We start from the raw sequence: 26,137 nt of genomic DNA, 5'->3' as shown, positions 1-26,137 counted from the left end.
TAAAAGTCGCCTTTTTCTTATATAATATTAATATTGAGCATGTATTGATAGGAGGGGCTATGACATATTTTGATTCTATAATTGGTCAAGATTCGATCAAGGCACACCTATCGGAACTTGTAAGTCGCAATGCATTGCCACATAGCCTTTTGTTTTATGGTGAAGCAGGTCTTGGCAAGCTAGATATGGCAATCGGTTTGGCATCCTTATTATTAGGACGTCAAGTATTCTCTCAACCCAAGGGAGAATCGTATTTAGCTGACGTTAAAGAAGCACGTCTTGCTAATGGTGAGACTGAAAAACGTATTGAAGCAGAAGGTTTGCCTATCTATATGGATAAGGGCGATGCCTTTTGGATTCGTCCTATGAAGACGACCTTAAAGGTGGAACAGTGGTATTCATTATTGCAAGACCATCTGTCTGTGGCCGGAAATGGTAACCGCGTAGTTATTGTGGAGGACTTTCAAACGGCTAACGCAGTCATGGCAAATGCTATGTTAAAAACCATTGAAGAACCGCCAGAACAGGTGTATTTCATTATTATTACGAATAAGATTAACACCGTATTGCCAACCATCATTTCAAGATGTATGGGCGTAGGCTTTAACAGTGTTGATGTAGATACAATTCGCAACGCTCTTGTGGCGCGTGGCATCACCGGTGATATTGAACAAGCTTTATTGGCAGGTAATGGAAATCCACAGTTAGTGGAAAAATTAGCAACTCAAGGTCGCATTGAAATGCTTGAGCTAGCTGTTAAAGTAATGGACATGCTCGCTTTTGAAACAAGATGGTTTTCTATGATTTCTCTAGCTTGTGAAAGCTTACCTCGTGAAAGTCTAACAGAATTGATGCATTGGTTACGTCTTGTAAGTAGAGATATGATGGCTCTTAAAATGGGGGCTCAAGACGGACAATTACAAGTACCTATGTACAAAACTCAATTATTACGATTATTACCGCGCTGGTCTATGCAAGCATTGTCAGAGGTTATTACCGAAACATTGCAAGCAGAACGGGCTTTGCGCTTACACATAAAAACCGCTCTCGTGGTGGACGGTCTCAGTATCGCCCTTCATGATGCTCGGGAGGAGGATTAAATGCTAACCATAGTTGGCGTACGCTTTAAAAAGGCAGGTAAGATTTATTATTTTCTGCCTGAACAATTAGAATTATCTGTTGGAGATGGGGTTATCGTTGAAACGGCACGTGGCGTTGAATACGGTACAGTTGTGATCGGACCGAAAGAGGTCTTTGAAGATACTGTTGTAGCCCCTGTTAAGCCAGTTATTAGAAAGGCGACACCAAAGGACTTAAAACAAATTGAGAAGAATAAAGAGCGCGAAGAAAAAGCCTTTGATATTTGTCTCGAAAAAATCGAAAAACGTAAGTTACCTATGAAACTTATCAATGTGGAATACACATTTGATATGAATAAGATTATATTTTTCTTTACCGCTGATGGTCGTATCGACTTCCGTGAGCTTGTTAAGGATTTAGCAACAGTATTTAGAACGCGCATCGAGTTGCGTCAAGTAGGCGTCCGTGATGAGGCTAAGGTGCTAAATGGCATCGGCGCTTGTGGTCGACCTTTATGTTGCTCTAACTTCTTAGGTGACTTCACACCTGTATCGATTCGTATGGCTAAGGACCAAAATTTGAGTCTGAATCCTACAAAAATCTCAGGTGTATGCGGTCGTTTAATGTGCTGTCTTAACTACGAAGATGACTTATATAAAAAAGGTGGCGACCTATATGTGAAGAAGGAACGCCCTCAAGCCCCTCAAGATGTGGCGCCTCCAGGTATTGGTAAGGAGGTCGTCACCGATGAAGGTATCGGTAAGGTCTTGAAGGTAAATCATCACAAGCATACTGTAAAGGTACAGCTTGAAGCAGGTCGCACCATTGATTTGAAATGGTCCGAGGTGGCATTGCCTGATGAATGATCAAGAAAGACTTGATGATTTAATTATAGATGGCTTACAGCTTTATCAGCGTACTGATATGTTTCGCTTTTCCTTTGACGCTATTGCGCTCATTCACTTTTGCCGTTTTAATGGTCGTCATACCTATGTTGATCTAGGCACGGGAACGGGTGTTATGCCACTCATTGGTACGTCATTAGGAGCGGGCCATATAACGGGCATTGATATTAATAAGACTATCATTGAGTTGGCTCAACGTAGTGTTGAATACAATTATAAACAAGATGTGGTAACGATGTTATGTGGCGATTATCGTCATATGTCGTATCGGGATGTACAAGACAAGCCTTTTGATGGAGTTATTGTAAACCCTCCTTTTTATGATTGTGAAAGCGGTGGAAAGCCTGTATCTGAAGAACGAGCCCTAGCACTTCATGATGGACATACAACATTAGAAGAGGTTTTGAACGCTGTACAGTCCTTTATCAAGTGTAAAGGTCGTTTATGGATGATTTATAGTGCTAGTCGCTTACAATATGTGATGCATGAACTGGAAATAGCTAACTTTCAAGCTAAGCGAATTCGCTTTATTCACGGTATGATAGATAAACCTGCGAAACTTGTACTAATAGAGGCTCTCTATCAAGGTCAGGCTGGTCTTGTGTTAGAGCCACCACTAATCGTTTATGAAAAGCCTAATGTGTACACAAAGGAGGTGTCCTCTTGGTATGAACGATAACGAATGGGGCATCTTATATTTAGTGCCTACACCGATAGGTAATTTAGAAGATATGACCTATCGGGCAGTTCGTATCTTAGGTGAAGTAGATGCTATCGCTGCCGAAGATACGCGCCATACAGGCATATTATTAAAACATTTTGACATTAAGAAGCCTTTGATTTCTTATCATGAACATAATAAGGACGAAAAAGGTGCTTATATTATAGAGCTTTTGTTAGAAGGACAGTCTATTGCTTGCGTTAGTGATGCAGGCATGCCGGCTATATCTGATCCAGGGGCTGACCTAGTAATAAAAGCGATTGAAGCAGGTATAACGGTGGTACCACTGCCAGGTGCTAATGCGGCATTAACAGCGCTTATTGCATCAGGCTTAGATACTAAATCCTTTGCCTTTGCCGGATTCTTACCCAAACGGGGCAAACATCGGGTTGAAGAACTACAGCGACTTTCACAAGTAACGGGAACCTTGATGTTTTATGAAGCACCTCATCGTTTGCAAGAGGTCTTACAAGATATGTATGAAGCCTTTGGCAATCGATCTATCACGGTGGCAAGGGAATTGACAAAGAAGTTTGAAACCTTTGTACGCACCGATTTAGAGAGCCTTGTAAATGATTTGGAACAGCTCACGTATAAAGGGGAATTCGTCCTCATTGTAGGTGGTGCTGATACAGTAGAGTCTGATGCTAGTGCTGTTTCGGATGAACCAGTATCGTATGTAGATGCTGTACAAGCCCTTGTAGAAACAGGGATACCTAAAAAAGAAGCAATTCGCCAGGTGGCAAAGCGTTTTAACGTTTCCCGCCGGGATGTATATAATATTGTAGAACGTTAAACCTTCCCATTCGAAGGTTAGAAGGAGGCTCATCATGGGAGACACAAAAAAAACGTATTATATTACGACACCAATTTATTATCCAAGTGCTAAGTTGCACATTGGTCATACGTATTGTACATCTGTAGCTGATACAATCGCTCGATTCAAGCGTTTAGCTGGTTATGATGTACGTTTCTTGACTGGTTCTGATGAACATGGTCAAAAAATTCAACGTGCTGCAGAAGCGCAAGGTATTACACCTCTTGAATACACTACGAATATCGTAAATGGCTTTAAGGCATTATGGGAAAAGATGCATATCTCTAACGATGACTTCCTTCGTACTACTGATGAACGTCATGAAAAGGTCGTACAAGAGCTTTTTACTAAAGCTTATGAAAAAGGCGATATTTACAAGGCTGAATATGAAGGTTGGTATTGCACACCTTGTGAGACATTCTGGACTGAACAAAAGCTTGGTGAAAATCATACATGCCCAGATTGTGGCCGCCCTGTAGAGAAGGTTAAAGAGGAAAGCTACTTCTTTAAACTCGCTAAATATACAGATCAATGGTTGAAATTCATCGAAGAAAACCCTGATTTTATCCAACCTGAATCCCGTCGCAATGAAATGATTCAATTCGTAAAACAAGGTTTGGAAGACTTGGCTGTTTCTCGTACATCCTTTGACTGGGGTATCAAGGTACCATTCGATCCTAAACATGTTGTATATGTTTGGTTCGATGCATTAGTGAACTATATTAGTGCACTTTCTCCATTTGATGGGGATGGCGAATTATACAAAAAATACTGGCCAGCAGATCTCCATTTAGTAGGTAAGGAAATCGTACGTTTCCATACAATTATTTGGCCTATGATGCTCATGAGCCTTGAGTTGCCATTGCCTAAAAAGGTATTTGGTCACGGCTGGATGATCGTTGACGGTACAAAGATGAGTAAATCTTTGGGGAATGTTATTGACCCAATTCCATTGATCGATACCTATGGTGCCGATTCTTTGCGTTATTATTTATTAAGTGAAATTACGCTTGGCAATGATGGTAACTTCACATTGCCTAATTTCGTTACAAAAATCAATGCCGACTTATCTAATGACTTAGGTAATTTGTTGAATCGTACCATCGCCATGATTGAAAAATACCATGATGGTGTGATTACAAAATGCGATGATATGGATGATTTGGATCGTGATGTTTCCACATTGGCTGTTCAAACGGCAAAAGATTTTGAAGCAGCTATGGAAAATATGGAGCTTAATAAAGCTATTAAGTCCGTATGGGCATTTATTGGTCGCATGAATAAATACATTGATGAAACAATGCCTTGGGTATTAGCTAAATCTGAAGAAGCTCATGATAAAGCACGCTTGCAATCTGCTATGTATCACTTGGCAGAAGCATTGCGTATCATTGCCATCTTAGTAAGCCCTGTTATTCCTGTAGGTGCGCCTAAAATCTGGGATCAATTAGGTCTTACAGGCTTTGATAATGCTACTCTTGAGGATGCAAAAGTTTGGGGCTTAATTCCAACAGGCACAAAGGTTGTAAAAGGTGATCCTATTTATCCTCGTTTTGAAATTCCGGAAATGGTAGAAGTAGTTGCTAAAGAGGAAGTTGAAAACTCTGTAGATACATCTAATATTCCACCATTGAAAGAAAATATTACGTACGATGACTTCGAAAAACTCGATCTTCGAGTAGCAAAAGTTGTAAGCTGTGAAAAGGTTCCTAAGTCCAAGAAATTATTGAAGTTTGTATTGGATATCGGCATTGAAGAGCGCACAGTATTAAGTGGTATCTCTCAATATTATGAACCAGAAGCTATGGTTGGTAAAAAGGTAATTTACTTGTCTAACTTGGCTCCTAAGAAGATGATGGGCATCGAGTCTTATGGCATGATTTTGTCTGCATCTGATTGGGAAGAACATTTAGAAGTAACAAATATCGAATCATTACCAGCAGGAAGTGTGGTTAAATAATGAAACTCTTTGATACACATGCTCATGTGAATGATGGTCGTTTTGATAATGACCGGGATGAGATGTTACAAGCCTGCTTTGATGCTGGCGTAGAATACATTATGATTCCAGGGGTAGATAGAGGTACTGTTGAATCAGGACTAGCTTTAGCAAAACAGTATGATCGTTTATATGCTGCTGTAGGCACACATCCTCATGAGTCAAAAGATTTTACAGAAGAAGACTACGAGTTCTATAAGGATCAAGCCCTTAACAACGATAAGGTTCGCGCTATCGGTGAAATCGGATTAGATTATTATTATGATTTTTCTGACCGTGAAACACAGAAACGCGTATTCATTCGTCAATTAGAACTCGCTCGTGAAGTAGATTTACCAATCATCATTCATGACCGCGATGCACATGGCGATATTATGAATATCTTACGCAATGAAGGTAAGGATAACTGGGGGATTTTTCACTGCTATTCTGGCAGTTGGGAAATGGCAAAAGAAGCTATTAAATTAGGATTCTATATTTCCTTTGCTGGCCCTGTTGTATTTCCTAAGTCTACTAATCTTAAGGAAGTAGCTCGCCAAGTACCCTTAGATAGAATACTTATTGAAACAGATTCACCATATTTGACGCCACCTCCATTTAGAGGTCGCCGCAACGATCCAAGTAAAACTCAATTTGTAGCAGAAGAAATTGCAAGGCTTAAAGGCATTGATGTTGATGAGTTTTCAGAGATTGCCTATAATAATGGTAAACATGTATTTGGTATTAAATAACTTGAATGCTCGTAATTATGTATGCTAGTAAATAATATTGGTCAAATTTCAAGAGCTTTAGTATTAGATATTACAAAATACACCAAGTATAACTAGAATAATAAATTATAAAACGCGATTCTCCCATATCGGTGAGAATCGCGTTTTTCTATGGTATACTTAAGTATATTCATACTGAACTATAGTAAGTCGAGGTTAGTAGCATGAAACGTATTGCATTTATAGATTTAGGATCCAACTCCGTTCGTTTTGTCATTTATGAGATTTCTAAGACCGGTAGTTATCGACTCATATATCAAGAAAAAGAAAGTGTCCGTTTAAGTGAAAATATGTGGGGCACTCATGAGTTAACGAAAGAGGCAATGGATCGTTCTTTACGCGCATTAAAAGGCTTTGTTCATATGGCGAATGCTATGGAGGTAGATACCATAAAAGCTGTTGCTACGGCTGCAGTACGTCTAGCTAAAAATGGAGATGCTTTTATTAAAGCTGTAAAAGAACTAACTGGTCTTAATTTAGAATGTATTGCTGGTGAAGAAGAGGCTCGCCTTGGGTTCCTTGGGGTTATTAATACGATTGGGCTCAAAGATTTTATTATCTTTGATTTAGGTGGTGCTAGTACAGAGGTAACGCTAGTAAAAAATCGACATATCGTGAAAGCTGTTAGCTTACCTATAGGGGCTCTAACCTTAACAGGAACCTATCAAAAAGGTGATGAGTATACTCCTAAAGAACTAGAGAAGATGACGAAGGCCGTAAAGAAAACCATCAAGGAACATACGTGGCTTCAAAATATAAAACTACCTCTATTAGGTATAGGTGGTACAGCTCGTAATATTGCTAAAATAGATCAACGTAAGCTATCATATCCTATTACGAAATTACACAACTATGAACTGCCATATCATAGATTTTACGAAATCTTGGAAGATGTAAAAGGTAAATCCTTAGAGGCTCGTAAAAAAATTAGTGGTTTATCATCGGACCGTGCAGATATTATCATTGCAGGGCTTACTATAGTGGATGAACTATTTAACTATGTAAATACTAAGACACTCGTTGTGGGCGGTTGCGGTTTACGGGAAGGTTTGTTTTACGATTATTATGGAGAAAATTATTTAGGTGGAAATTCAATCATCGACGATATTTTAGTCCATTCTGCGGAAAATGTACTGCTAGGTATGACAAAGCATGAGCTAGTGCATGCTAAGTATATTACGAAATTAGCTACCACTTTGTATGATGCATTAGAGCCACTTCATAAGGCGGATAAGAATTTTAGACGATGCTTAATCGCAGCGGGATTATTGCATGATATAGGCAAACGAGTTAACTATTATAGTCATGCCCGCCATGGTTGTTACATGTTAGTTAATAGTAATTTATATGGTATTTCCCATGTGGAACAAGCTTTTAGTGCATTTTTAGTGATGAACTCTCATGGATTGACGCCAAAGGAATATAAAAATTTCTTATATGGTAAATTATTAGATCAAGAGCAACGCTTATTAGGTCAAAAACTTTCCATTATTTTAGCCATAGCAGAGGCTCTTGATGAAAGTCATGAACAATTTATTAAGCGGTTAGAGGTAAATATTAAATATACGAGTGTAGTTATAAAGGCATTTTACCTAGAGGGACGCGATGTAAGTGTCACAAAAACTGCTGTAGAAAAGCTTTCAAAATCTTTCAAAAAGGAATTCAAGAAAATATTAGAAATAGAGTGGCATGAATCTCGTAAGGAGGCATAATGGCATTACCAAAAGCATTACGATATGCGGTGTTACATGTGGGCTCCAGTAGCATGAGCATTACCATATTAGAATATAAAGGCATAGACGATGTACGTGTTATCGATTATGCAGCGCGAGAAGTAACCTTTGGGGAAGAGTTATTTCAAACCTCTCGGTTGAGTTTTAAAACAATTGAAGAAATCTGTCATATTTTAAAGGGATATAAGCAATTAATGGCCGATTATGGCGTGACTCGTTCCAAACTATATGGTACGACAGTAATACGTGAGGCTACTAATCGTCGTAGTATTTTAGATCAAATTTATATTCAAACAGGGATGCGTGTTGAGGTCATCGATATGCCGAAAGAGGTATATTACAAATACGCCTTACTATATTACAAGATGACACATCAATACCATCTAACTGATCCTACAAAGGCTACATTATTCTTAGATATTACATCTGGTGGGGTCGGTTTAACAGTTTGGCGTGGTGAAAGCTTACTGTTCCAACGCAATATGCATAGTGGTTCCTTACGTGTTATGGAGTCATTTAATCGAAATCAACGATCTTCTATATCATTTCCAAGGGCTATTACGGAATATTTACATCGTATGATTGGACCACTCCGTGAAGAACTACAAACCTTTAATATTGATAGTATTGTCTTATCTGGTGACGAAGCGCAATATATGACTCATTTGATGGGACAAGAAAATAATAAAGAAGATATCATTACTGTTGAGCCAGAACGATTTAAAGGTCTTATTAATTCTTTTGATGGTGTAACTGCAACAAAGTTGATGAACCGTTATAAATTACCTGAATATAAGGCTAATATTTTAATGCCTACCATAATTTTATTTAATGAAATTATTACGGCTATAGGGCCGAAATCTTTAATTTTTAGTAGCTTTTCATTCTCTCAAGGCATTAGTTGGTTCTATGGGGTAGAGTCAGAGAATAATCCATTTATGTATCAGTTGCGAGAGCAAAATGCACAGTTAGCCCGTGCTGTGGCCGCCAGATATCATACAGACCGTATTCATGATGCGGAGGTAGAAAAGTTTAGCGCTTTATTCTGTAACGCTTTACGCCATAAAGGCTTACCGGAACGATGGGGATATTTATGTCGTATAGCTTCCATTCTTTGCTCGGTTGGCAAGTTTGTAAATTTACGAAATCATGGGGAGCATGCGTATCATATCGTAATGGGGACCGATATTTTTGGGCTTTCAGAAGAAGAAAAACAAGTAGTAGCTAATGTTGTATATTATCACTACAAGGGAACACCAAATGATGACGATGCGTATTTCAATGCATTAACAGAATTACAAAAAATTCAGGTTACAAAGCTAGTAGCAATTATTCGTGTTGCTTGTGCACTCGACGCGGGGAGCAATCAAAAAATCTCTGATGTAACATTGGAAGAAAGAGATAATGTACTATATGTATTCTGTCGTACTAATGAGGATATCTCCTTAGAATGGTGGACCTTTAATCGAGATTCTGAATACTTTACAGAGGTATTTGGTATGGAAATCGTACTAGTAAGGGGAGGGAATCGTCATGTTCAATAATGCAAAGTATTATTTTAACCGTGAATTGTCTTGGTTAAAGTTTAATCAGCGCGTCCTATTAGAGTCTATTGATACAAATACTCCGTTATTAGAACGACTCCGATTTATTGCCATTGCTAGCTCTAATTTAGATGAGTTCTTTATGATTCGCGTAGCTGGTTTACGCCATCAAGTTGTGAATGGCATTGTTAAGTACGATGCTGCTCATATGGATGCTAAGGCACAGTTAAAGGCCATTGATGAGTCTGTACAACGACTCGTTTCTATGCAAAGTACATATTTAAACAATGTGCTAACTGAACTTGAAAACTACGGTTTCTTCTTTACTAATCCGGATCTACTCGATGTAAAATCAAAAGCTTGGTTACGTCATTACTTTGAGGAACATATCTATCCTGTTGTAACGCCATTAGCCGTTGACTCTGGTCATCCATTCCCATTTTTAACAAATCATACCATCAATGCTATTGTGCGTATCTTTCAAATACAACCAGATGGTACTAAGGATTATAAGATTGCTATCTTGCCAATTCCATCTGTACTCGATCGTATTATTGAAATCCCAAGTCGAGGGAATAAGGAACATCGATTCGTTTACCTAGAGGACGTCATTACATATTACGCAAATCAGTTTTTCCAAGGTTATGGCATCGAAGATTATATGGTGTTTCGAATTACTCGTGATGCAGATTTAGAAATCGATGAAGAAGAAGCTACAGATTTGCTATCGGAAGTAGAGGCATCTTTGCGTCGTCGCCGTCGTGGTGATGCGGTACGATTAGAGGTGTGCGGTGAGGTAAAGGATAATTTATTAGACTTTGTGCTTACCAGTGTTGAATTAGAACCAAAGGATGTATACCGTATAGACGGTCATCTTGATTGTCGTATGTACTTTAATTTCTGTAACTACCCAGGCCTTGACCAGCTTCGTTATGTACCATTTGAACCTAAACTACCTAGTGAATTAGTTAATCATGAAGGTGAAAGTCTATTTTCTGTTATTGGAAAACAAGATCTTTTCGTCCACCATCCTTTTGAGTCTTTTGCTGTAGTAGAACAATTTATTGCACAAGCAGCTACAGATCCAGATGTGCTCGCTATTAAACAAACCTTGTATCGCGTAAGTGGGGATTCTCCAATTATTGCATCCTTGATTAAGGCTGCGGATAATGGGAAGCAAGTAACCGTACTTATGGAGGTTAAAGCACGCTTTGATGAAGAGAATAATATCCATATGGCACGCCGCTTAGAAAAGGCAGGTTGTCATGTAATTTATGGTTTGAAAGGTCTTAAAACTCATTCTAAGATTACCATGGTTGTGCGCAGAGAGGATGCAGGTATTAGACGTTACGTTCATTTAGCTACAGGTAACTATAATGGTAAGACGGCTCGAATGTATACGGACTGTGGCATATTCACATGTAATGACGAATATGGTGACGATGCATCTCGTTTCTTTAATTTAATTTCTGGTTATTCTGATCCTCCAATTTGGAATAAATTTATTGTAGCCCCTTTAAATTTGCGGGAAAAAATAATGGAATTAATTGACCGTGAAATCGAATTCGCAAAACAGGGAGAAGAGGCTTATATCATTGGCAAAATGAATTCCTTGCTCGATAAAGAAGTTATTGCTAAACTATATGAAGCCTCTGCGGCAGGTGTTCGCATTGATCTCATCGTTCGTGGCATCTGTACACTACGACCTGGCATTGTAGGTGTTAGTGATAATATAACGGTTCGTTCTGTCGTAGGGCGTTTTTTAGAACATCATCGTTTATTTTATTTCCGTAATGGGGGAAATGAAAGTCTATTCCTATCTAGTGCAGACTGGATGCCACGGAATCTAAATGAACGTGTAGAACTTATGATTCCTATTGAAGATAAACGTCATAAGGAGCGCGTTAAAGGTATTTTAGATTTATATTTAGAAGATACCTTAAAAGCTCATATTATGAGAGCAGATGGCTCGTATCGTAAAATTAATGATAGAGAACATCCAATTTCTGCTCAAGAGGAACTTATGAAAGAAGCTATTGCTCGAGAACACAAGGAATCGATGACCGTCATTGAGCGTTTACAACCAATGTTTAAGATGAATAAATGATGAAATTAACACATAGTGTTGAATGATGAATTTTAATACATTTATATAATACTGAAAAAGCCTGTTTTTACAGGCTTTTTTACATGTATACATATTTAAAAATGAGATAAAAATGAAGTTTTCTGATATGTAGAAAATTTTGGTAACAATTGAAAAACACATAAAAATACAATTTATGTTATAAAAAATCCTAGCATACTATATATGGTAGTGGTATCGTATATATGTACACAATTCGGAATATATTGTATAGTATTAAAAAATATAGATATGTACGTATACAGTGGACTTTTTGTAAAAATATAGAAAATGATATTAATAAAAAGTCAGTATCTATATAGGTTTATCTCTTATTGTTAACCTTTGTTGTTTGACAGGTTATATCTATCTGTAGTAGAATAATTACATTACAGGAGGGATTACAATATGAGAATTCATAAGACACACAAACGATATATTTCGTCTGTTGTTGCTGGATTGATTGTAACAGCTGTAACTATGACAGGTTTTTCTTATAATGATAAAACCGTTACCGTTATGGTAGATGGTGCAGCACACACTGTTAGAACACATTTAAATTCTAACGAAGGTATCGTACGCGATGCCGGGGTTAAATTAAATCCAAATGATAAAGTTATTTCCAGCTCAACATCTGTTCAAAATGGTACAACATTAACTGTTGTACGTGCCATTCCAGTTTATGTAACTGTTAATGGTAAGACTAGAGCTGTTTTCACAACAGAAACAACTGCACAAGGCGTTGCTAATGAACTTGGTTTCAAAATGCCTAACTACGCTGTAGTAGGCGATGCAAATGGTTCTGTATTAAGTGGTACACATATTACAATTGCACAAGTAACAAGCCATTCTTTATCCACAGTAGATCAAGAGATTCCTATTCAAGTGATTCGTCAAAAAGATGACACTATGGCTATGGGTGAAGAAGAGGTTGTTCAAGTTGGCCAACCTGGTTCAGAACGAGTGCAACGTGAAACATTATATAGTAATGGTACGGTTATTAAAACAAATGACGTATCTAAAGTAACACAACGCGAAATGGTACCTACTATTATTAAAGAAGGTACTCGTGAAGTGACTACATCTCGTAATATTGCTGGTCGCTCATCTCGTGCTATTGTAATGGAAGCTTCTGCTTACCTTGCTGGCGATGGTGATGGCGCTGGTATTACAGCTACTGGTGTACCTGCAGTACGTGGTATTGCAGCTGTTGACCCAGATGTTATTCCATTAGGCACACGTTTATTTATTCCTGGTTACGGTGAAGCTATTGCAGCCGATACAGGTGGTGCTATTGTGGGTAATAAAATCGACCTTGTAATGGACTCTTATGGTGAGGCTATGGACTTTGGTCGCCAAGACGTTACAGTATACGTGTTGGATTAATATAATAATTTAGAGGATATATCTAATAGATATATCCTCTTTTTATATGGTTTATATAGTTACCGTCTACTTAGTAAATATGTATCATAATATATTATACTTAGTAAGCAATCATTATGTATACTAAAAGGACGCCTTATGATTAAGGCGCCCTTTTTTAGTCTTCAATATATGGAATTAGATATTCGTATTTTGTACCTTTTAATTCATCTTTCGGGATAAATCGTAAAGATGATCCATTGATACAGTAGCGCAATGAACCATTAGGACCATCTTCAAATACATGGCCTAAATGGGCATTACCAATGCGGCTGCGTACTTCGATACGATTCATGCCATGAGAGTCATCTTGATAGTATTTAATGACATCCTTTGCGATTGGCTTTGTGAAGCTAGGCCAACCACAGTGAGACTCAAATTTATGGGCGGACACGAAGAGGGGTTCTCCCGTAGTGATATCTACGTACAGCCCTGGTTTGAACTCATCAGTTAGGTTATGACTGAACGGCGCATCCGTAGCAGAGTTCTGTGTAACTTCAAATTCTTGAGGGGACAAAGCCTTGAGATCTTCCTCAGAAGGTTTATTATAGTCACTGTCATCTACAAGTGGTTCATCAGATAGGCCTAGTGGAATATGACAATAGCCATTAGGGTTTTTATCTAAGTAATCTTGGTGATATTCCTCTGCAGAGTAGTAGTTAGATAGAGGTAATACTTCAATAGCAAATGGTTTACCTTCGAAGGATTGAGCACGAGCTAAGGTACGTTCAATAATAGCCTTATCGGCTTTATCTATATAGTAAATACCAGTTCGATATTGAATACCTACGTCGCCACCTTGTTTATTAACGCTGAATGGATCGATGGCGCGTAAGAAGTATTGAATTAAGTGATCTAAGGAGAGTACATCTGCATCGTAGGCAACCTTTAGTGTTTCTACGTGACCACTATCATGACAGACATCTTCATAACTTGGATTTTCCGTAGGACCATTGGCATAGCCTACTTCAGTAGAAATTACACCGGAGATTTTTCTGATATACCCTTGAAGGCCCCAGAAACAACCGCCCCCTAAATATATTGTGTGTTCCTTCATTTAATCACCCCAAACTTCATGAGCTATTTCTTTAACTAATGCAAGTTTAGCCCATTGTTGCTCTTCGGTCAATTGGTTGCCGATTTCACAAGATGCGAAGCCACATTGAGGGGAGAGGCAAAGTCTTTCAAGAGGAATATATTTTGTAGCTTCTTTGATACGTTCTTTGATAACCTCTTTATCCTCTAATTCTGGGCGTTTAGATGTAATAAGACCTAATACAACTTTTTTATTAGGAGAAACTTCACGCAATGGTTCAAAGCCACCAGAGCGGTCATCATCAAATTCTAGATAGTATGCATCTACATTTTCTTTGGCGAATAGAATTGGTGCAACTGGTTCATAACCACCAGTAGCAGCCCAAGTAGAGTTATAATTACCACGGCATACATGGGTTGTGAACGCTAAGTCATGAGGTCGACCTTCGAGAGCCAAGTTGTTTAAGCGGAGGTATTTAGCTGTTTCACCTTCGATAGTGACGCTTTTATCTTTTTGGCGACCAGTCCAGTAAGCGTGGTCACAGCACATACCCCAAGTGCAATCGTCAAATTGGATATTGCGGCAACCTGCTTCATAGAGGTCTTTAATTACTTGGCGGTATGCAGCAGCAATGTCTTGAATTAATTCTTCTAAGTCAGGGTAGAAGGAGCGTGTTGTAATACCGTTATCCTCGCGGAATAATTCGGCTAAGAATTGGGATGGAGCAGGAATTGTTTGACGAGCTGTAGTATGTTCATCTTCAAATTGTTTTACAAATTTGAAATGTTCTACAAATGGATGGTTAGTACCTGTAATTTTACCAGTAAGGGCGAGGGAGCCTGGCGCTGTTTCTTGACCAACGAATTTGTAACCGTGTTCAAGTTCAATTTCTTTTACGCCATTGAATCCCCACATGAAATCTAAGTGCCAGTATGCACGGCGGAATTCACCATCAGTAATAACAGGAAGACCTGCAGCTTTTTGTTTTTGAATGAGGTCTGTAATAAGACGATCTTCAACAGCTGTTAGCTCTTCTCTTGTAATATTTCCTTTTGTAAAAGCTTCACGAGCTTCTTTTAATTCTGCAGGGCGTAGGAAAGAACCTACGATATCAAAATGAAATGGTGCTAATTGTTTGGACATATATAATCCTCCTTATATAAACGGTAAAACCGATAGATTCGATAGGTTTATTATAACTAAGGATGAGCATATATAAAAATATCAATATATTAATGTTGTATATAGTTTTAAGTTATATCAGAGAGTTATTTTTGCGCTTCAGTTATATCGAGATGTAAAAGTAATATAGTATCAACTCAGTTGTGGCATATCTTATTCTATCTTATGCTTTTCTTTGGTTTAGTTGTTAGCAGTTAGATTTCCTACATATATTAAAAAGCACTCTCTAAATGAACTGCACCCCAAAAATTGGACACAATTTTTCGAGGTACAGTTCAAAATCGAGAGTGCTTTTAGTTAAAGTTAAACTGTTATGTAGAGCAGCTTAAATATAATCAAGAATCCTACAATATTATTCTTTTGTTTTAGGTAGTTTAATATGTCTGCCGTAGTTGCCTACATACTGTTCTAAGGCTTGAATATATTCTTGCCCTAAACGGCTGCGATGCATTTTGTTGTTGGTAATGTAACCGATGTGCATCAAACCTTCTTCGGCGAGAGGTACAGAAATAATATTCTCCCCATTTACTTCTTCATCGATAACACCACTTGATACGGTATAACCATCTAGACCAAGCAATAAACTAAAGAGGGATGCTCTATCGCGTACACGAATATGTTTTGGTCGTACAACGGTACTAAAGATTTCTTCAGAGAAATAGAAGGAGTTGTGATCGCCTTGCTCAAATGAGATATAAGGATATTCCTCTAACTCGTCCATAGACACAACCTTTTTATTAGCTAGTGGATGGTTTTTGCCTATGAAGATATGTGGGTGTGCAGTAAATAACTCTGTAAATGTTAATTCATTAGTATGAATTAATTTCTCTAGTACAGGTCTATTAAAATCATTATAGAAGAGTAAACCAATCTCACTCTTCATATGAGCTACGTCATCGATGATTTCATAGGTTTGAGTTTCCCGTAAGGATACATCATATTGATCGATGCCTGCGCCTTTTAAAAGCTCTACAAAGGCGTTAACCGCAAAGGAGTAATGTTGCGTAGAAACAGAGAATTGTTTTTTACCACCGCTTTGGCTTTTATATTGCTCTTCCAATAAAGCGGCTTGCTCTAGTACTTGGCGTGCATAGCCGAGGAAACGTTCCCCTTCTTTAGAAACAGTAATCCCTTTATTGGTACGGTCGAAAATGGTAATGCCCATTTCCTTTTCCAATTCCTTAATAGCCTTTGTTAGACTTGGTTGCGAGACGAAGAGTCTCTTAGCAGCTTCACTAATACTGCCTATATTTGCAATTGTTGTGACATACTTTAATTGTTGTAAGGTCATAATGGCCTCCTTTTATATATTACACTACCTATACTACTCGATTATAAGTATTTAAGCAATGTTATATATATGTTACAATGTACTAATAGAATAAAGGAGGACCTATGCTTAAACAAGTCATCGTCGTAGAAGGAAAATCTGATATACAACGTATTGCACAAGCCGTGGAAGCAGACTGTATTGCTACAGAGGGTTTTACACTTCGTAAAGGTGTTATTGATATGATTCGTGTAGCTTATGAAAAGCGAGGTATTATCATATTAACCGATCCTGATACAGCAGGGGAGAGAATTCGTCGCGTATTAACAAAAAAATTCCCTAATGCACAGCATGCTTTTGTCCCTCGTGATGAAGCGTTTGCAAATGATGATATTGGCATAGAACAAGCATCTCCAGAATCCATTAGAAAGGCTTTATCTACATTACATGTAGAATCCTTGGAATCATCTAACGAATTTTCTATGGTAGATCTAGTTCGTCATGGATTATCAGGCATGCCAGATAGTGCGGCTCGCCGTGCGGTTATTGGTGCTAAGTTAGGCATTGGTTATGGCAATGGGAAACAGTTTTTATACCGTTTAAATCACTATGGTATAAGTCGAGGTGCTTTTGAAGAGGCTGTAAATAGTTAAAATAGGAGTTAAGATGTTAGAATCAGTAATTGCAAGCCCTGAAGTAGTACATTATATATGTAAACGCTTCGATATTAAAATGAGTAAGAAATTAGGGCAGAACTTTCTTATTAAGAGAGGTATTGTAGACGAAATTGTACATGCTGCGGAATTGACACCTGGTGAACCTGTACTAGAGGTAGGTCCTGGTATTGGTACATTGACACAAGGGTTAGCACAAAGTGGTGCCGATGTAACTGCCATTGAATTAGACCGTCGCTTATTAGAGGTTCTAGATACTACGTTGGCCTCTTATGATAATGTACGTATTGTCCATGGTGATGTGTTGAAACTCGATGTGCCAACCATTATGAATCATAAACCATTTAAAGTGGTTGCTAATTTGCCATACTATATTACAACACCTATTATTATGTCTCTATTGGAAAGTAAATTACCCATAGAACGCCTTGTTGTAATGGTGCAAAAAGAGGTGGCCTTACGTATGGTGGCTAAGCCAGGTACAAAGGATTATGGTGCACTATCTGTAGCCGTACAGTACTATACTGAGCCAGATATTGTACTTGATGTACCGCCTAAATCTTTCTTGCCGGCTCCAGCTGTAACAAGCTCTGTTATTCGCTGCGTATTACGTGACAAGCCTCCTGTTGATGTCATTGATGAGAAACTATTCTTCCGAGTTGTGAAAGCTGGTTTTGCGCAACGACGTAAAACATTCGCTAATACAATGAAAACAACGGGCTTATCAAAAGACAGAATCGAAGAGCTATTAGCAAAAGCTAATATCGATGGGCAACGAAGAGGAGAGACATTCACTCTTCAAGAGTTTGCTGATGTAGCCAATGCATGGGCTGCTTTAATTAAATAGAATAATGTAAAAAGAGCTCATTAGATTGATAACATATCATTCTAATGAGCTCTTTTCATGAAAAAAGGACCCAAATGGGTCCTTTTTATTTAGTAAAGAATGCCAGCCATTGTTGTAATTAGGAAAGCATTAGCAAAGTCGATTAAGAATGCACCTACCAAGGAAACTACGAGCCATGCACGAGGGGATGGACCATGTTTACTTGCTAAGGATAACATATTAACCAATGCATTTGGTGTAGCACCTAAGCCGAAGCCGATGGCACCAGCGCCAAGCATAACAGCATCGTAGTTGCGACCAAAGATGAAGTAGATAAGGTATGCAAATACACAGATAAGTACACATTGTGCTAGTAAAATTGTAATAAGTGGTAAAGCAAGATCGATTAATTGAACTAGTTTCAAGCTATTGATAGCCATAGTTACGAATAGAGATAATGCTACATTGGATACTGCATCAAGAGCTGCATCGTTGATTTTGTAAGCTTTAGTGAAATCACCGTAGTTACGGATTACAGCTGCACAAATCATTGCGCCGATATATGCAGGAAGTGGAGTTAAGATAGATAAACCAGCACTTACGATAGTACCGATACCTAATGCAAGGCCAATCCACATACAGATTGTTAAAAGATCTTGGGAATTGAACTGTTTGCCACCACTTTCAACGTGATCTTCGATCATGTCAATGCCTTCATCTTCCATTAACTCTGGGTTTTCGTAAGGTGTTTTAACTTTGTGCATTTTAATAATGCGTTCACCTACAGGAGCACCGAGAATTGTACCTGCTACCATGCCGAATGTTGCGGCTGCAACCGCTGCGGATGCTGTACCAGGGATACCAAGCAATTGTTCGTAATATGGACCGAAGGCGCCAGCAGTACCAAGACCACCAATCATGGATACGGAACCAGCCATAATACCGATGATTGGTTCAATACCTAACGCTTTAGCAATCATAATACCTGCTGTGTTTTGTACAACAATCCATACTGCACAAGCGAGGAAGAAGAAGAGAATGAAGATACCGCCTTTTTTGAGGACTTTCAAAGAAGCCATCAAACCGATAGTAGTAAAGAAGGCAAGCATTAAGAATGTTTGTAGGGAGCCTTCAAAGGTAATGTTCAAAATCTTATAGTAAGAAAGAATGGCAGTTAAGAATGCAAATGGCAAAGCCCCTACAGCTGGTGCAGGCATACACATACGTTGCAAGAACTTGGAATGCTTGTTAATCCAAGTACCAATGAATAACGTGATTACAGCGAGGCCTACAGTTTGGATCATGGACAGTTTCAATGTCCATACATCGTTGACTAACGCTAAGTCAATAAGTGGCATAAAATCACTCCTTTAAAATAAAAAATAAAACTTATATTTTATGGTATCATGAATGGTCGAAAAAAACTATAGAATATATAAGGTATAATAATTATATATTATTTATTTTCAACACTCACAACAACAGTAAAACCATTAGATAATATATAACTATGTTAAGTATATATCATTTTATAATACATTTATATTATATACAAAAATACAAGAAAGTAATAGTATAAATTACTTCCCTACATAATCATACTATATGTATTCGACTAAATTCTGTGATTTTCCTGCCTATTATAAAAAAATAAACTGGAATATATTTCTAATTTTTATATATTGAGAAATATATTCCAGTTGTTATTATCTGAGGATTTATAGTGTGCTTAACTATTGAGGTTTGCAGTTAAGCCACTGTCTGCTACATAGTACATCTCGCATTTAGAAGTGCGAAGTATAGATTTAGAAAGATAAGCTATAAATGCCAATACTATAGTTCGTGATGAAGTTTTGGGGTTGTTAAGAATGTAACATCTGGATTACGTTCTTGGACCCAACCCATTTGCCACTCATTGGAAATGAGGACTACGGTGCGATCTCGATTATCCTTGACAATCATCGCATTATCTACACCTTTTAAAGAAGCGATATCTACTTCACCATCGATCCAACGAGCAACACTGTATGGTAATGTATTATTTAATAAATCAACACCATATTCATTTTTTAAACGGTATTCCAGAACCTCGAATTGAAGCATACCTACAGCACCGACTACGAAGGAATCAAGAGCACCTGGTTGTTCAAAGATTTGAACAGCGCCTTCTTGTGCTAATTGCGTCATCCCTTTTTGGAACTGCTTACGCTTCATAGTATCTTTTGGCGATACGCGAGCAAAGAACTCTGGTGGGAATACAGGGAAGTCACCAAAGGTTACCTTGTGTTTTTGAGCACACAGTGTATCACCTACACCCATTGTACCAGCGTCAAAGACACCGATAATATCTCCTGGATATGCATCCTCTACGATGGTACGTTCTGTAGCCAAAAACTGTTGAGGCTGAGATAGACGAATCGTTTTATTAGATTGGCGATGCAATACGGACATGCCCTTTTCGAACTTACCAGAACAGATACGCATAAATACGATACGGTCATGGTGGTTAGGGTCCATGTTCGCTTGGATTTTGAATACTAAGGCAGAGAAGTCTTCGCTTGTAGGCTGTACCATTTCTTCCACAGCTTGGCGTGGAGCAGGGGATGGAGCTAGTTCTAAGAATTTTTCTAAGAATGGTTTTACCCCAAAGTTAGTCATAGCAGAACCGAAGAACATAGGTGTTAATTCGCCTGCACGAACTTTATCAAAATCGAATGGATCGCCAGCAACGTCTAATAATTCGATATCATCAAGCAATGCTTGATATACATCGTCACCTAATAATTCTTTCATACGAGGATCAGTCAAAGCACCTTTTTCAGAGGCTAGCTTTTCTTGACCATGTGTTTCGTCTTTTACGAAGAGCTCGATAGTTTCGTGTTCTCTATCGTATACGCCTTTGTATTCACCGTTGATACCAATTGGCCAGTTCATAGGGCATGTACGAATGCCAAGAACGTTTTCGATTTCTTCCATCAAGTCAAATGGGCTGCGACCGAAATGGTCAATTTTATTTACAAAGGTAAAGATAGGAATACCGCGTTCTTTAGATACGGCAAATAGTTTTTTCGTTTGTGCTTCGACACCTTTTGCAACGTCGATAAGCATGACAGCGCTATCGGCAGCCATCAATGTACGGTATGTATCTTCAGAGAAGTCTTGGTGACCAGGAGTATCAAGAATGTTGACACGACAGCCATCGTAGTCAAATTGTAATACGGAACTCGTTACGGAGATACCACGTTGTTTTTCGATTTCCATCCAGTCAGATACGGCGTGTTTTGCCGTTTTACGAGACTTAACGGACCCCGCTAAGTGAATGGCACCACCGTATAAAAGTAGTTTTTCTGTTAATGTAGTTTTACCCGCATCCGGGTGAGATATGATAGCAAACGTACGCCGACGTTGCACTTCTTCTAAAAATGTCATAGTTCACCTCTATTGTTTCGTTTGTGAAAGTCTTATTTTAATATATCATCTTCACACCATTCATATCTTTAAAATTATACATGATTTTGGTAGTTATGACCACTAAATTGTAGTATAATGAGATTTCAAAGAGCGGCTTGGGGAATAGCCGTTATTTTATGTTAAGGAGGGGGACCATGAGGTTATTTATTGCGGAAAAGCCATCCATGGCTCGCGAAATTAGTAAATGCTTGCCAGAAAACAAGAATATCCAAAAACGGAATGGCTATTTTATCCAAGGTGATGATGTGGTGACTTGGGTTGTAGGGCACGTATTACATCAAGCAGAACCTGGTGATTACGATGATAAATATATCCGCTGGCGCCCTCAAGATTTACCTATTGTGCCTGATGAGTGGAAATTACTCGTTACGGATAGTAGTCGTCAACAGTTTGAGACTGTAAAAGAATTAATCGGTAAAGCGGACATTATCGTCAACGCAGGTGACCCGGACAGGGAAGGTCAATTGTTGGTTGATGAAGTATTATATTATGTAGGAAATACAAAACCTGTACAACGTATCTTGCTAAATGCATTGGACGAAAAATCTGTTCGTGCCGCATTAAATGATCTACGGGATAATAAAGACTTTCACAATCTATATCAATCTGCATTGGCTAGAGCACGTGCAGACTGGCTTATTGGCATGAATTTATCTCGTGCCTATACATTGTCTGAACGTTATAAAGGTAATAAAGTAACATTACCTATCGGTCGTGTTAAGACTCCAACATTAGCCCTTGTTGTGCGCAGAGAGCGAGAACTAGCGGCATTTAAACCGGTCGATTATTTTACATTAAAGGTTTTATATAATCATCCAAATGGTGTATTCTGGGCTACGTGGCAGCCTACAGACGAACAAAAGGGGCTTGACCCAGATGGACGTCTTATTAATAAAGCCATAGCCGATGAATTAGTAGAGCGCTTACAGGCGGGGGCAGATGGAGTTATTAAAGCTGTTACAAAATCTAAAAAGAAAGATGTACAGCGTTTACCATTGTCTCTATCATCTTTGCAGGTATTAGCTGGTAAAGCTTTTTCCTATGATCCGCAAACTGTACTTGATACAGCACAGAAACTATATGAAAAGAAATTGGCTACATACCCTCGTTCTGATTGTGAATATTTACCACCAAATCAATATGGTGACCGCAATGCAATTCTCAATAATTTACAGAATGCAGGAGATGAAAGACTAGCACAGTGGGCTACTGATGCAGACCGCTCCATTAAGAGCCGCGCTTGGAATGAAAAGAAGATTACAGCCCATCATGCTATAATTCCTACGACCGTAGCTTGTAATATAAATAGTTTGTCCCGTGAGGAACGCAATATTTACTTCCTCATTAGTCAGGCCTATATTGCTCAGTTTTATGGCGAACATATTTATGAGCAAACTAAAATCGTCGTGGAGCAATGCAAAGAAGAGTTTGTTGCCAATGGCCGTGTAGTTATAGACGAAGGATGGAAATTACTTTATAAACGACAAAAGTCTAAATCTGTGACAGATAATGATGAACCTGATTTAACTGATGAACGTGGTGCAGAAACAGACTCTAAAAAAGAGGCTATTGAAGAAACAGATTATTTGCCTGCGGTTAAGAAAAATGATTCTGTCCTTTACACGGATTCCTCTGTAGAGGCGAAGCAAACTAAGCCGCCTTCTCGCTTTACACCGTCTACGTTGTTACAAGCGATGAAGGAAATTCACAAGTTTGTAAAAAATGAAGACTTGAAAAAGCAATTAAAGGCTGTATCTGGTATTGGTACAGAGGCGACTCGTGCCAATATTATTGACGAACTTATCAGTCGTGGCTTTATGAAAACATCTGGTAAGAAGCAAGTTCTATCACCTACGGAAACAGGCTATCTTTTGGTAGATGCGTTGCCTGATGAATTGTTATATCCTGATGAAACTGCTGTTTGGGAAGAACGATTGTCGCTCATGAGTGAAGGAGAGGATACATTAGATTCTTTCTTATCTGATCAGATTAAGTTTTTGAAGCATTTGATTGATAAACTAGGCTTTGCTAAACAGGTAAATTCTGGTCAAATGATGCCCAATGTAGTTCGTACTATAACAAATCAAAACCGGAAGCGCCCAATGGATAATACTGATGTAGATTTAACTTCTTTGCCAGTCTGTCCTAAGTGTAATAAGGGGCGAATGCAACCGCGTAATGGTAAATATGGTGCTTTTTTAGGCTGTACTAATTATCCTGCTTGTAAACATACACAACCAGTTGAGGGTGATGTTTCAAATGGTGAAAGTAATATCACTGTAGCTGAAGAAGATAAACAATATAAATGTCCACGATGTAAAGAAGGCTATTTTGTTAAACAAGAGGCGAGAGGCCGCATTAACTGGGTTTGCAGTAATCGATCTCAATGTAAGACACAATGTTCTGATGTAAATGGCACGCCAAGTATTTATGCGAACAAATAAAAAGACGCGTACAGAGTAATCTGTACGCGTCTTTAGTTTTATCTGCGTTTACCACGACGTCCAGTTTGAGACGTAGAAGTGCGGCGTTGGCGTGTATTAGCACCTTTGTGGCCACGAGCTTTATGAGCTTTAGCCTTTGTAGATTGATAGGAACTTGTAATCTTAGGTTTGCCAGAAGATTTTGCACGTTTTGGCGCAGTACTTGCATTACCTTTAGTCTTAATTTGTCCATCTTTAGTGTATTTAGTAAGCGTTGCCTGGATGGCGCGCTCAATACGTCGTAGCCAAGATTCATCCTGTGGTGTGGCAAATGTAACAGCTACACCGGAATTGCCCGCACGACCAGTACGGCCAATACGATGGATATAGTAATCTACGTCGCGTGGTACGTCGTAGTTATAAACATGTGTAATGCCTTCAATATCGATACCGCGAGCTGCAATATCTGTGGCTACTAAGATTTGTGTCTTAGCTTTTGCAAAATCGCGCAATATTTGAGTGCGGCGACCTTGTGTTAAATCGCCATGCATTTCAGCAATATTTAGGCCTGCAGCAGTTAACTCATAGGATAAGCGAACTGCGCCTTCACGTTTATTACAGAAAACAATAGCCAAGAATGGATTGTCTTCTTCAATCATTTTGATGAGGCGTTCTGTTTTTTCCTCTGGATTCATCATGTATACACGTTGATCAATAGATTCTAATGTAACATGCTTACCCTCAGCTGTTACAGAAGCAGGTTTAGACATATATGCTTTTGCAAGGTTTCTAATCTTATCTGGGATTGTTGCAGAGAATAGTAAAAGTTGTCTATTAGCATCTGTTTGGCTGATGAGGTTTTCAATATCCGGTAAGAACCCCATGTGGAGCATTTGATCGGCTTCATCGAGTACGACACGACGAATACAATCTAGGTGAAGTGAACCACGCTTAGCATGATCTAATAGACGGCCAGGCGTACCTAAGATAACTTGAGGGCGACGTCCTAATTGTTGTAGCTGTGCTTCAATCGTTTTGCCACCGATAAGAGGGAGGATGTCCACATTTAAAATGGTACCTATTTCTTTTGCTTCGTCAGAAATTTGTTTTACTAGTTCTCGCGTAGGTGCAATGATAAGTACTTGTTCTTGATGCACATCTGTGTGAACCCGTTGAAGAATAGGTAATAAGAAGGCTAATGTTTTGCCTGTACCTGTTTGAGCTTTTGCTATGACATCATTCCCTTTGAAAACTATAGGAATGGCTTGTTCTTGAATTGGAGTGGGCTCCTTGATACCTTGTTTTTGAAGGGCTTGAATGAGTTCATCACAAACGCCTAAAGATTTAAAAGATTTCATGGATCGTCCTTTCTATAATACATATTATATTAATTATACCTTATGCATATAGTAGGGGCAAATAAAATGAATTGTTATTTATAGCGATTATTATTAGATGGGAAATTAGGTTGCCATAAAGAATGTGTATGTTGGTCTATTTAAATGATAATATATTGAAAAATAACGAAATGCATGTATATTTATGAGAATAAAAAACATTAAAGTATTCATGTTTAAATAAAATTTTAATATTTAATTGAGAATGATTAAATTAATAATATTGATAATCGTAGTAGTGCTTCTTATTTGGTGGGGGCAATTATGATTTGTGTTGGTTCATAAAAATCTATACCCTATAAGGTTTATTTTGATTAATGATAAAATAATTCTCATATTTAATATGAGAAAAAAATATATATATGAGATATAAAAATACCACAAAAATGATAATAATTGTTGAAATTCCTAATAAGTTTGATATAATAATTTAAGATATTAATACGCATTATTATTTGGTGTGTTTAATATGAGGTTGTTAGGTACAATAATTAGGAGGTGTCGTATGGCTATCAAAAAGTTAAAAGACATGAAACCAGGTGAGTCTGGTCTTATTGTTGCACTACATGGCAGTGGCAATGTTAAGCATCGTCTAATTGACATGGGTCTTGTTAATGGTACAAAAATCCATGTTATGAAGTTTGCCCCTTTAGGGGATCCGGTGGAAGTCAAAGTAAAAAACTTTGAATTAGCACTTCGTACAAGCGAAGCTGGCATGATTGATGTAGATGTTCAATAG

At 38.3% G+C, this 26,137-nt stretch carries 20 protein-coding genes; 14 read left to right on the top strand and 6 right to left on the bottom strand.

The annotated features are described in order from the left end of the window. The first annotated feature begins 59 nt into the window (after positions 1-59). The 10 genes from MOQ65_RS03770 to MOQ65_RS03725 all read left to right on the top strand — a co-directional run bounded on the left by MOQ65_RS03770 (position 60) and on the right by MOQ65_RS03725 (position 13,080). Positions 60-1,100, top strand: a complete 1,041-nt coding sequence (locus MOQ65_RS03770) for a DNA polymerase III subunit (RefSeq protein WP_257846695.1) — start codon at positions 60-62, stop codon at positions 1,098-1,100. Beyond that, positions 1,101-1,946 (top strand): PSP1 domain-containing protein, encoded by an 846-nt coding sequence (locus MOQ65_RS03765; RefSeq protein WP_024064291.1) that lies wholly within the window; start codon positions 1,101-1,103, stop codon positions 1,944-1,946. After that, positions 1,939-2,664, top strand: a complete 726-nt coding sequence (locus MOQ65_RS03760; protein WP_257846694.1) for a tRNA1(Val) (adenine(37)-N6)-methyltransferase — start codon at positions 1,939-1,941, stop codon at positions 2,662-2,664. The genes MOQ65_RS03765 and MOQ65_RS03760 overlap by 8 nt, the downstream gene beginning before the upstream one ends. Further along, a complete protein-coding gene (gene rsmI / locus MOQ65_RS03755; protein ID WP_105085374.1) occupies positions 2,654-3,502 on the top strand; it encodes a 16S rRNA (cytidine(1402)-2'-O)-methyltransferase in 849 nt (282 codons plus the stop codon). The genes MOQ65_RS03760 and rsmI overlap by 11 nt, the downstream gene beginning before the upstream one ends. Before the next feature lie 34 nt (positions 3,503-3,536). Then, positions 3,537-5,483, top strand: a complete 1,947-nt coding sequence (metG, locus tag MOQ65_RS03750) for a methionine--tRNA ligase (RefSeq protein WP_257846693.1) — start codon at positions 3,537-3,539, stop codon at positions 5,481-5,483. Beyond that, complete coding sequence (locus MOQ65_RS03745; RefSeq protein WP_257846692.1) at positions 5,483-6,253, top strand: TatD family hydrolase; 771 nt, start codon at positions 5,483-5,485, stop codon at positions 6,251-6,253. The genes metG and MOQ65_RS03745 overlap by 1 nt, the downstream gene beginning before the upstream one ends. Positions 6,254-6,456: 203 nt before the next feature. After that, positions 6,457-8,004 carry a Ppx/GppA phosphatase family protein gene (locus MOQ65_RS03740; protein WP_257846691.1) on the top strand — a complete coding sequence of 516 codons (1,548 nt, stop codon included), beginning with the start codon at positions 6,457-6,459 and terminating at the stop codon, positions 8,002-8,004. Further along, positions 8,004-9,569 carry a Ppx/GppA phosphatase family protein gene (locus MOQ65_RS03735; RefSeq protein ID WP_257846690.1) on the top strand — a complete coding sequence of 522 codons (1,566 nt, stop codon included), beginning with the start codon at positions 8,004-8,006 and terminating at the stop codon, positions 9,567-9,569. Before MOQ65_RS03740 ends, MOQ65_RS03735 begins: the two co-directional genes overlap by 1 nt. Then, positions 9,559-11,676 (top strand): polyphosphate kinase 1, encoded by a 2,118-nt coding sequence (ppk1, locus tag MOQ65_RS03730; protein ID WP_257846689.1) that lies wholly within the window; start codon positions 9,559-9,561, stop codon positions 11,674-11,676. The genes MOQ65_RS03735 and ppk1 overlap by 11 nt, the downstream gene beginning before the upstream one ends. A gap of 426 nt (positions 11,677-12,102) precedes the next feature. Further along, positions 12,103-13,080 carry a resuscitation-promoting factor gene (locus MOQ65_RS03725; protein WP_257846688.1) on the top strand — a complete coding sequence of 326 codons (978 nt, stop codon included), beginning with the start codon at positions 12,103-12,105 and terminating at the stop codon, positions 13,078-13,080. Positions 13,081-13,237: 157 nt separating this feature from the next. Here the strand turns inward: MOQ65_RS03725 and msrB are convergent, their stop codons facing one another. From msrB to MOQ65_RS03710, 3 genes are all read right to left on the bottom strand, one after another. Continuing rightward, entirely contained in the window at positions 13,238-14,176 is a 939-nt protein-coding gene (gene msrB, locus MOQ65_RS03720) for a peptide-methionine (R)-S-oxide reductase MsrB (RefSeq protein ID WP_257846687.1), read from the bottom strand. Further along, positions 14,177-15,298: a 5-methyltetrahydropteroyltriglutamate--homocysteine S-methyltransferase gene (locus tag MOQ65_RS03715; RefSeq protein ID WP_257846686.1), complete on the bottom strand. Its 1,122-nt coding sequence runs from the start codon at positions 15,296-15,298 to the stop codon at positions 14,177-14,179. It lies immediately after the preceding gene. Between the two features lie 391 nt (positions 15,299-15,689). Beyond that, positions 15,690-16,628, bottom strand: coding sequence for a LysR family transcriptional regulator (locus tag MOQ65_RS03710; protein WP_257846685.1), 939 nt, complete (start codon positions 16,626-16,628; stop codon positions 15,690-15,692). Between the two features lie 104 nt (positions 16,629-16,732). On the opposite strand from MOQ65_RS03710, the gene rnmV reads away from it, so the two are divergent. Both rnmV and rsmA read left to right on the top strand, forming a co-directional pair. Beyond that, a complete protein-coding gene (gene rnmV / locus MOQ65_RS03705) occupies positions 16,733-17,260 on the top strand; it encodes a ribonuclease M5 (protein ID WP_257846684.1) in 528 nt (175 codons plus the stop codon). Positions 17,261-17,273: 13 nt separating this feature from the next. Then, entirely contained in the window at positions 17,274-18,128 is an 855-nt protein-coding gene (gene rsmA / locus MOQ65_RS03700) for a 16S rRNA (adenine(1518)-N(6)/adenine(1519)-N(6))-dimethyltransferase RsmA (RefSeq protein WP_005387099.1), read from the top strand. A gap of 89 nt (positions 18,129-18,217) precedes the next feature. Here the strand turns inward: rsmA and MOQ65_RS03695 are convergent, their stop codons facing one another. Next, a complete protein-coding gene (locus tag MOQ65_RS03695) occupies positions 18,218-19,465 on the bottom strand; it encodes a sodium/glutamate symporter (protein WP_213467021.1) in 1,248 nt (415 codons plus the stop codon). 475 nt (positions 19,466-19,940) lie between these two features. Continuing rightward, complete coding sequence (locus tag MOQ65_RS03690; protein ID WP_257846683.1) at positions 19,941-21,536, bottom strand: peptide chain release factor 3; 1,596 nt, start codon at positions 21,534-21,536, stop codon at positions 19,941-19,943. Positions 21,537-21,712: 176 nt separating this feature from the next. On the opposite strand from MOQ65_RS03690, the gene MOQ65_RS03685 reads away from it, so the two are divergent. Continuing rightward, positions 21,713-24,022 (top strand): DNA topoisomerase 3, encoded by a 2,310-nt coding sequence (locus tag MOQ65_RS03685; RefSeq protein ID WP_257846682.1) that lies wholly within the window; start codon positions 21,713-21,715, stop codon positions 24,020-24,022. Between the two features lie 38 nt (positions 24,023-24,060). On the opposite strand, the gene MOQ65_RS03680 is transcribed toward MOQ65_RS03685, so the two are convergent. Then, positions 24,061-25,359 carry a DEAD/DEAH box helicase gene (locus MOQ65_RS03680; RefSeq protein ID WP_257846681.1) on the bottom strand — a complete coding sequence of 433 codons (1,299 nt, stop codon included), beginning with the start codon at positions 25,357-25,359 and terminating at the stop codon, positions 24,061-24,063. Positions 25,360-25,903: 544 nt separating this feature from the next. Between MOQ65_RS03680 and MOQ65_RS03675 the strand changes: the two genes are divergently transcribed. Further along, entirely contained in the window at positions 25,904-26,137 is a 234-nt protein-coding gene (locus tag MOQ65_RS03675) for a FeoA family protein (RefSeq protein ID WP_129822846.1), read from the top strand.

The sequence above is a fragment of the Veillonella faecalis genome (genome assembly GCF_024677885.1).
In the GTDB taxonomy this organism is placed as follows: domain Bacteria; phylum Bacillota; class Negativicutes; order Veillonellales; family Veillonellaceae; genus Veillonella; species Veillonella nakazawae.
This window is presented reverse-complemented; position numbering and strand designations above follow the sequence as displayed.

Bases quoted from the DNA above. Each gene is read 5' to 3' on its own strand.
- MOQ65_RS03770 (WP_257846695.1), top strand. From the start codon at position 60: ATGACATATTTTGATTCTATAATTGGTCAAGATTCGATCAAGGCACAC.
- MOQ65_RS03765 (WP_024064291.1), top strand. From the start codon at position 1,101: ATGCTAACCATAGTTGGCGTACGCTTTAAAAAGGCAGGTAAGATTTAT.
- MOQ65_RS03760 (WP_257846694.1), top strand. From the start codon at position 1,939: ATGAATGATCAAGAAAGACTTGATGATTTAATTATAGATGGCTTACAG.
- rsmI (WP_105085374.1), top strand. From the start codon at position 2,654: ATGAACGATAACGAATGGGGCATCTTATATTTAGTGCCTACACCGATA.
- metG (WP_257846693.1), top strand. From the start codon at position 3,537: ATGGGAGACACAAAAAAAACGTATTATATTACGACACCAATTTATTAT.
- MOQ65_RS03745 (WP_257846692.1), top strand. From the start codon at position 5,483: ATGAAACTCTTTGATACACATGCTCATGTGAATGATGGTCGTTTTGAT.
- MOQ65_RS03740 (WP_257846691.1), top strand. From the start codon at position 6,457: ATGAAACGTATTGCATTTATAGATTTAGGATCCAACTCCGTTCGTTTT.
- MOQ65_RS03735 (WP_257846690.1), top strand. From the start codon at position 8,004: ATGGCATTACCAAAAGCATTACGATATGCGGTGTTACATGTGGGCTCC.
- ppk1 (WP_257846689.1), top strand. From the start codon at position 9,559: ATGTTCAATAATGCAAAGTATTATTTTAACCGTGAATTGTCTTGGTTA.
- MOQ65_RS03725 (WP_257846688.1), top strand. From the start codon at position 12,103: ATGAGAATTCATAAGACACACAAACGATATATTTCGTCTGTTGTTGCT.
- msrB (WP_257846687.1), bottom strand. From the start codon at position 14,176: ATGAAGGAACACACAATATATTTAGGGGGCGGTTGTTTCTGGGGCCTT.
- MOQ65_RS03715 (WP_257846686.1), bottom strand. From the start codon at position 15,298: ATGTCCAAACAATTAGCACCATTTCATTTTGATATCGTAGGTTCTTTC.
- MOQ65_RS03710 (WP_257846685.1), bottom strand. From the start codon at position 16,628: ATGACCTTACAACAATTAAAGTATGTCACAACAATTGCAAATATAGGC.
- rnmV (WP_257846684.1), top strand. From the start codon at position 16,733: ATGCTTAAACAAGTCATCGTCGTAGAAGGAAAATCTGATATACAACGT.
- rsmA (WP_005387099.1), top strand. From the start codon at position 17,274: ATGTTAGAATCAGTAATTGCAAGCCCTGAAGTAGTACATTATATATGT.
- MOQ65_RS03695 (WP_213467021.1), bottom strand. From the start codon at position 19,465: ATGCCACTTATTGACTTAGCGTTAGTCAACGATGTATGGACATTGAAA.
- MOQ65_RS03690 (WP_257846683.1), bottom strand. From the start codon at position 21,536: ATGACATTTTTAGAAGAAGTGCAACGTCGGCGTACGTTTGCTATCATA.
- MOQ65_RS03685 (WP_257846682.1), top strand. From the start codon at position 21,713: ATGAGGTTATTTATTGCGGAAAAGCCATCCATGGCTCGCGAAATTAGT.
- MOQ65_RS03680 (WP_257846681.1), bottom strand. From the start codon at position 25,359: ATGAAATCTTTTAAATCTTTAGGCGTTTGTGATGAACTCATTCAAGCC.
- MOQ65_RS03675 (WP_129822846.1), top strand. From the start codon at position 25,904: ATGGCTATCAAAAAGTTAAAAGACATGAAACCAGGTGAGTCTGGTCTT.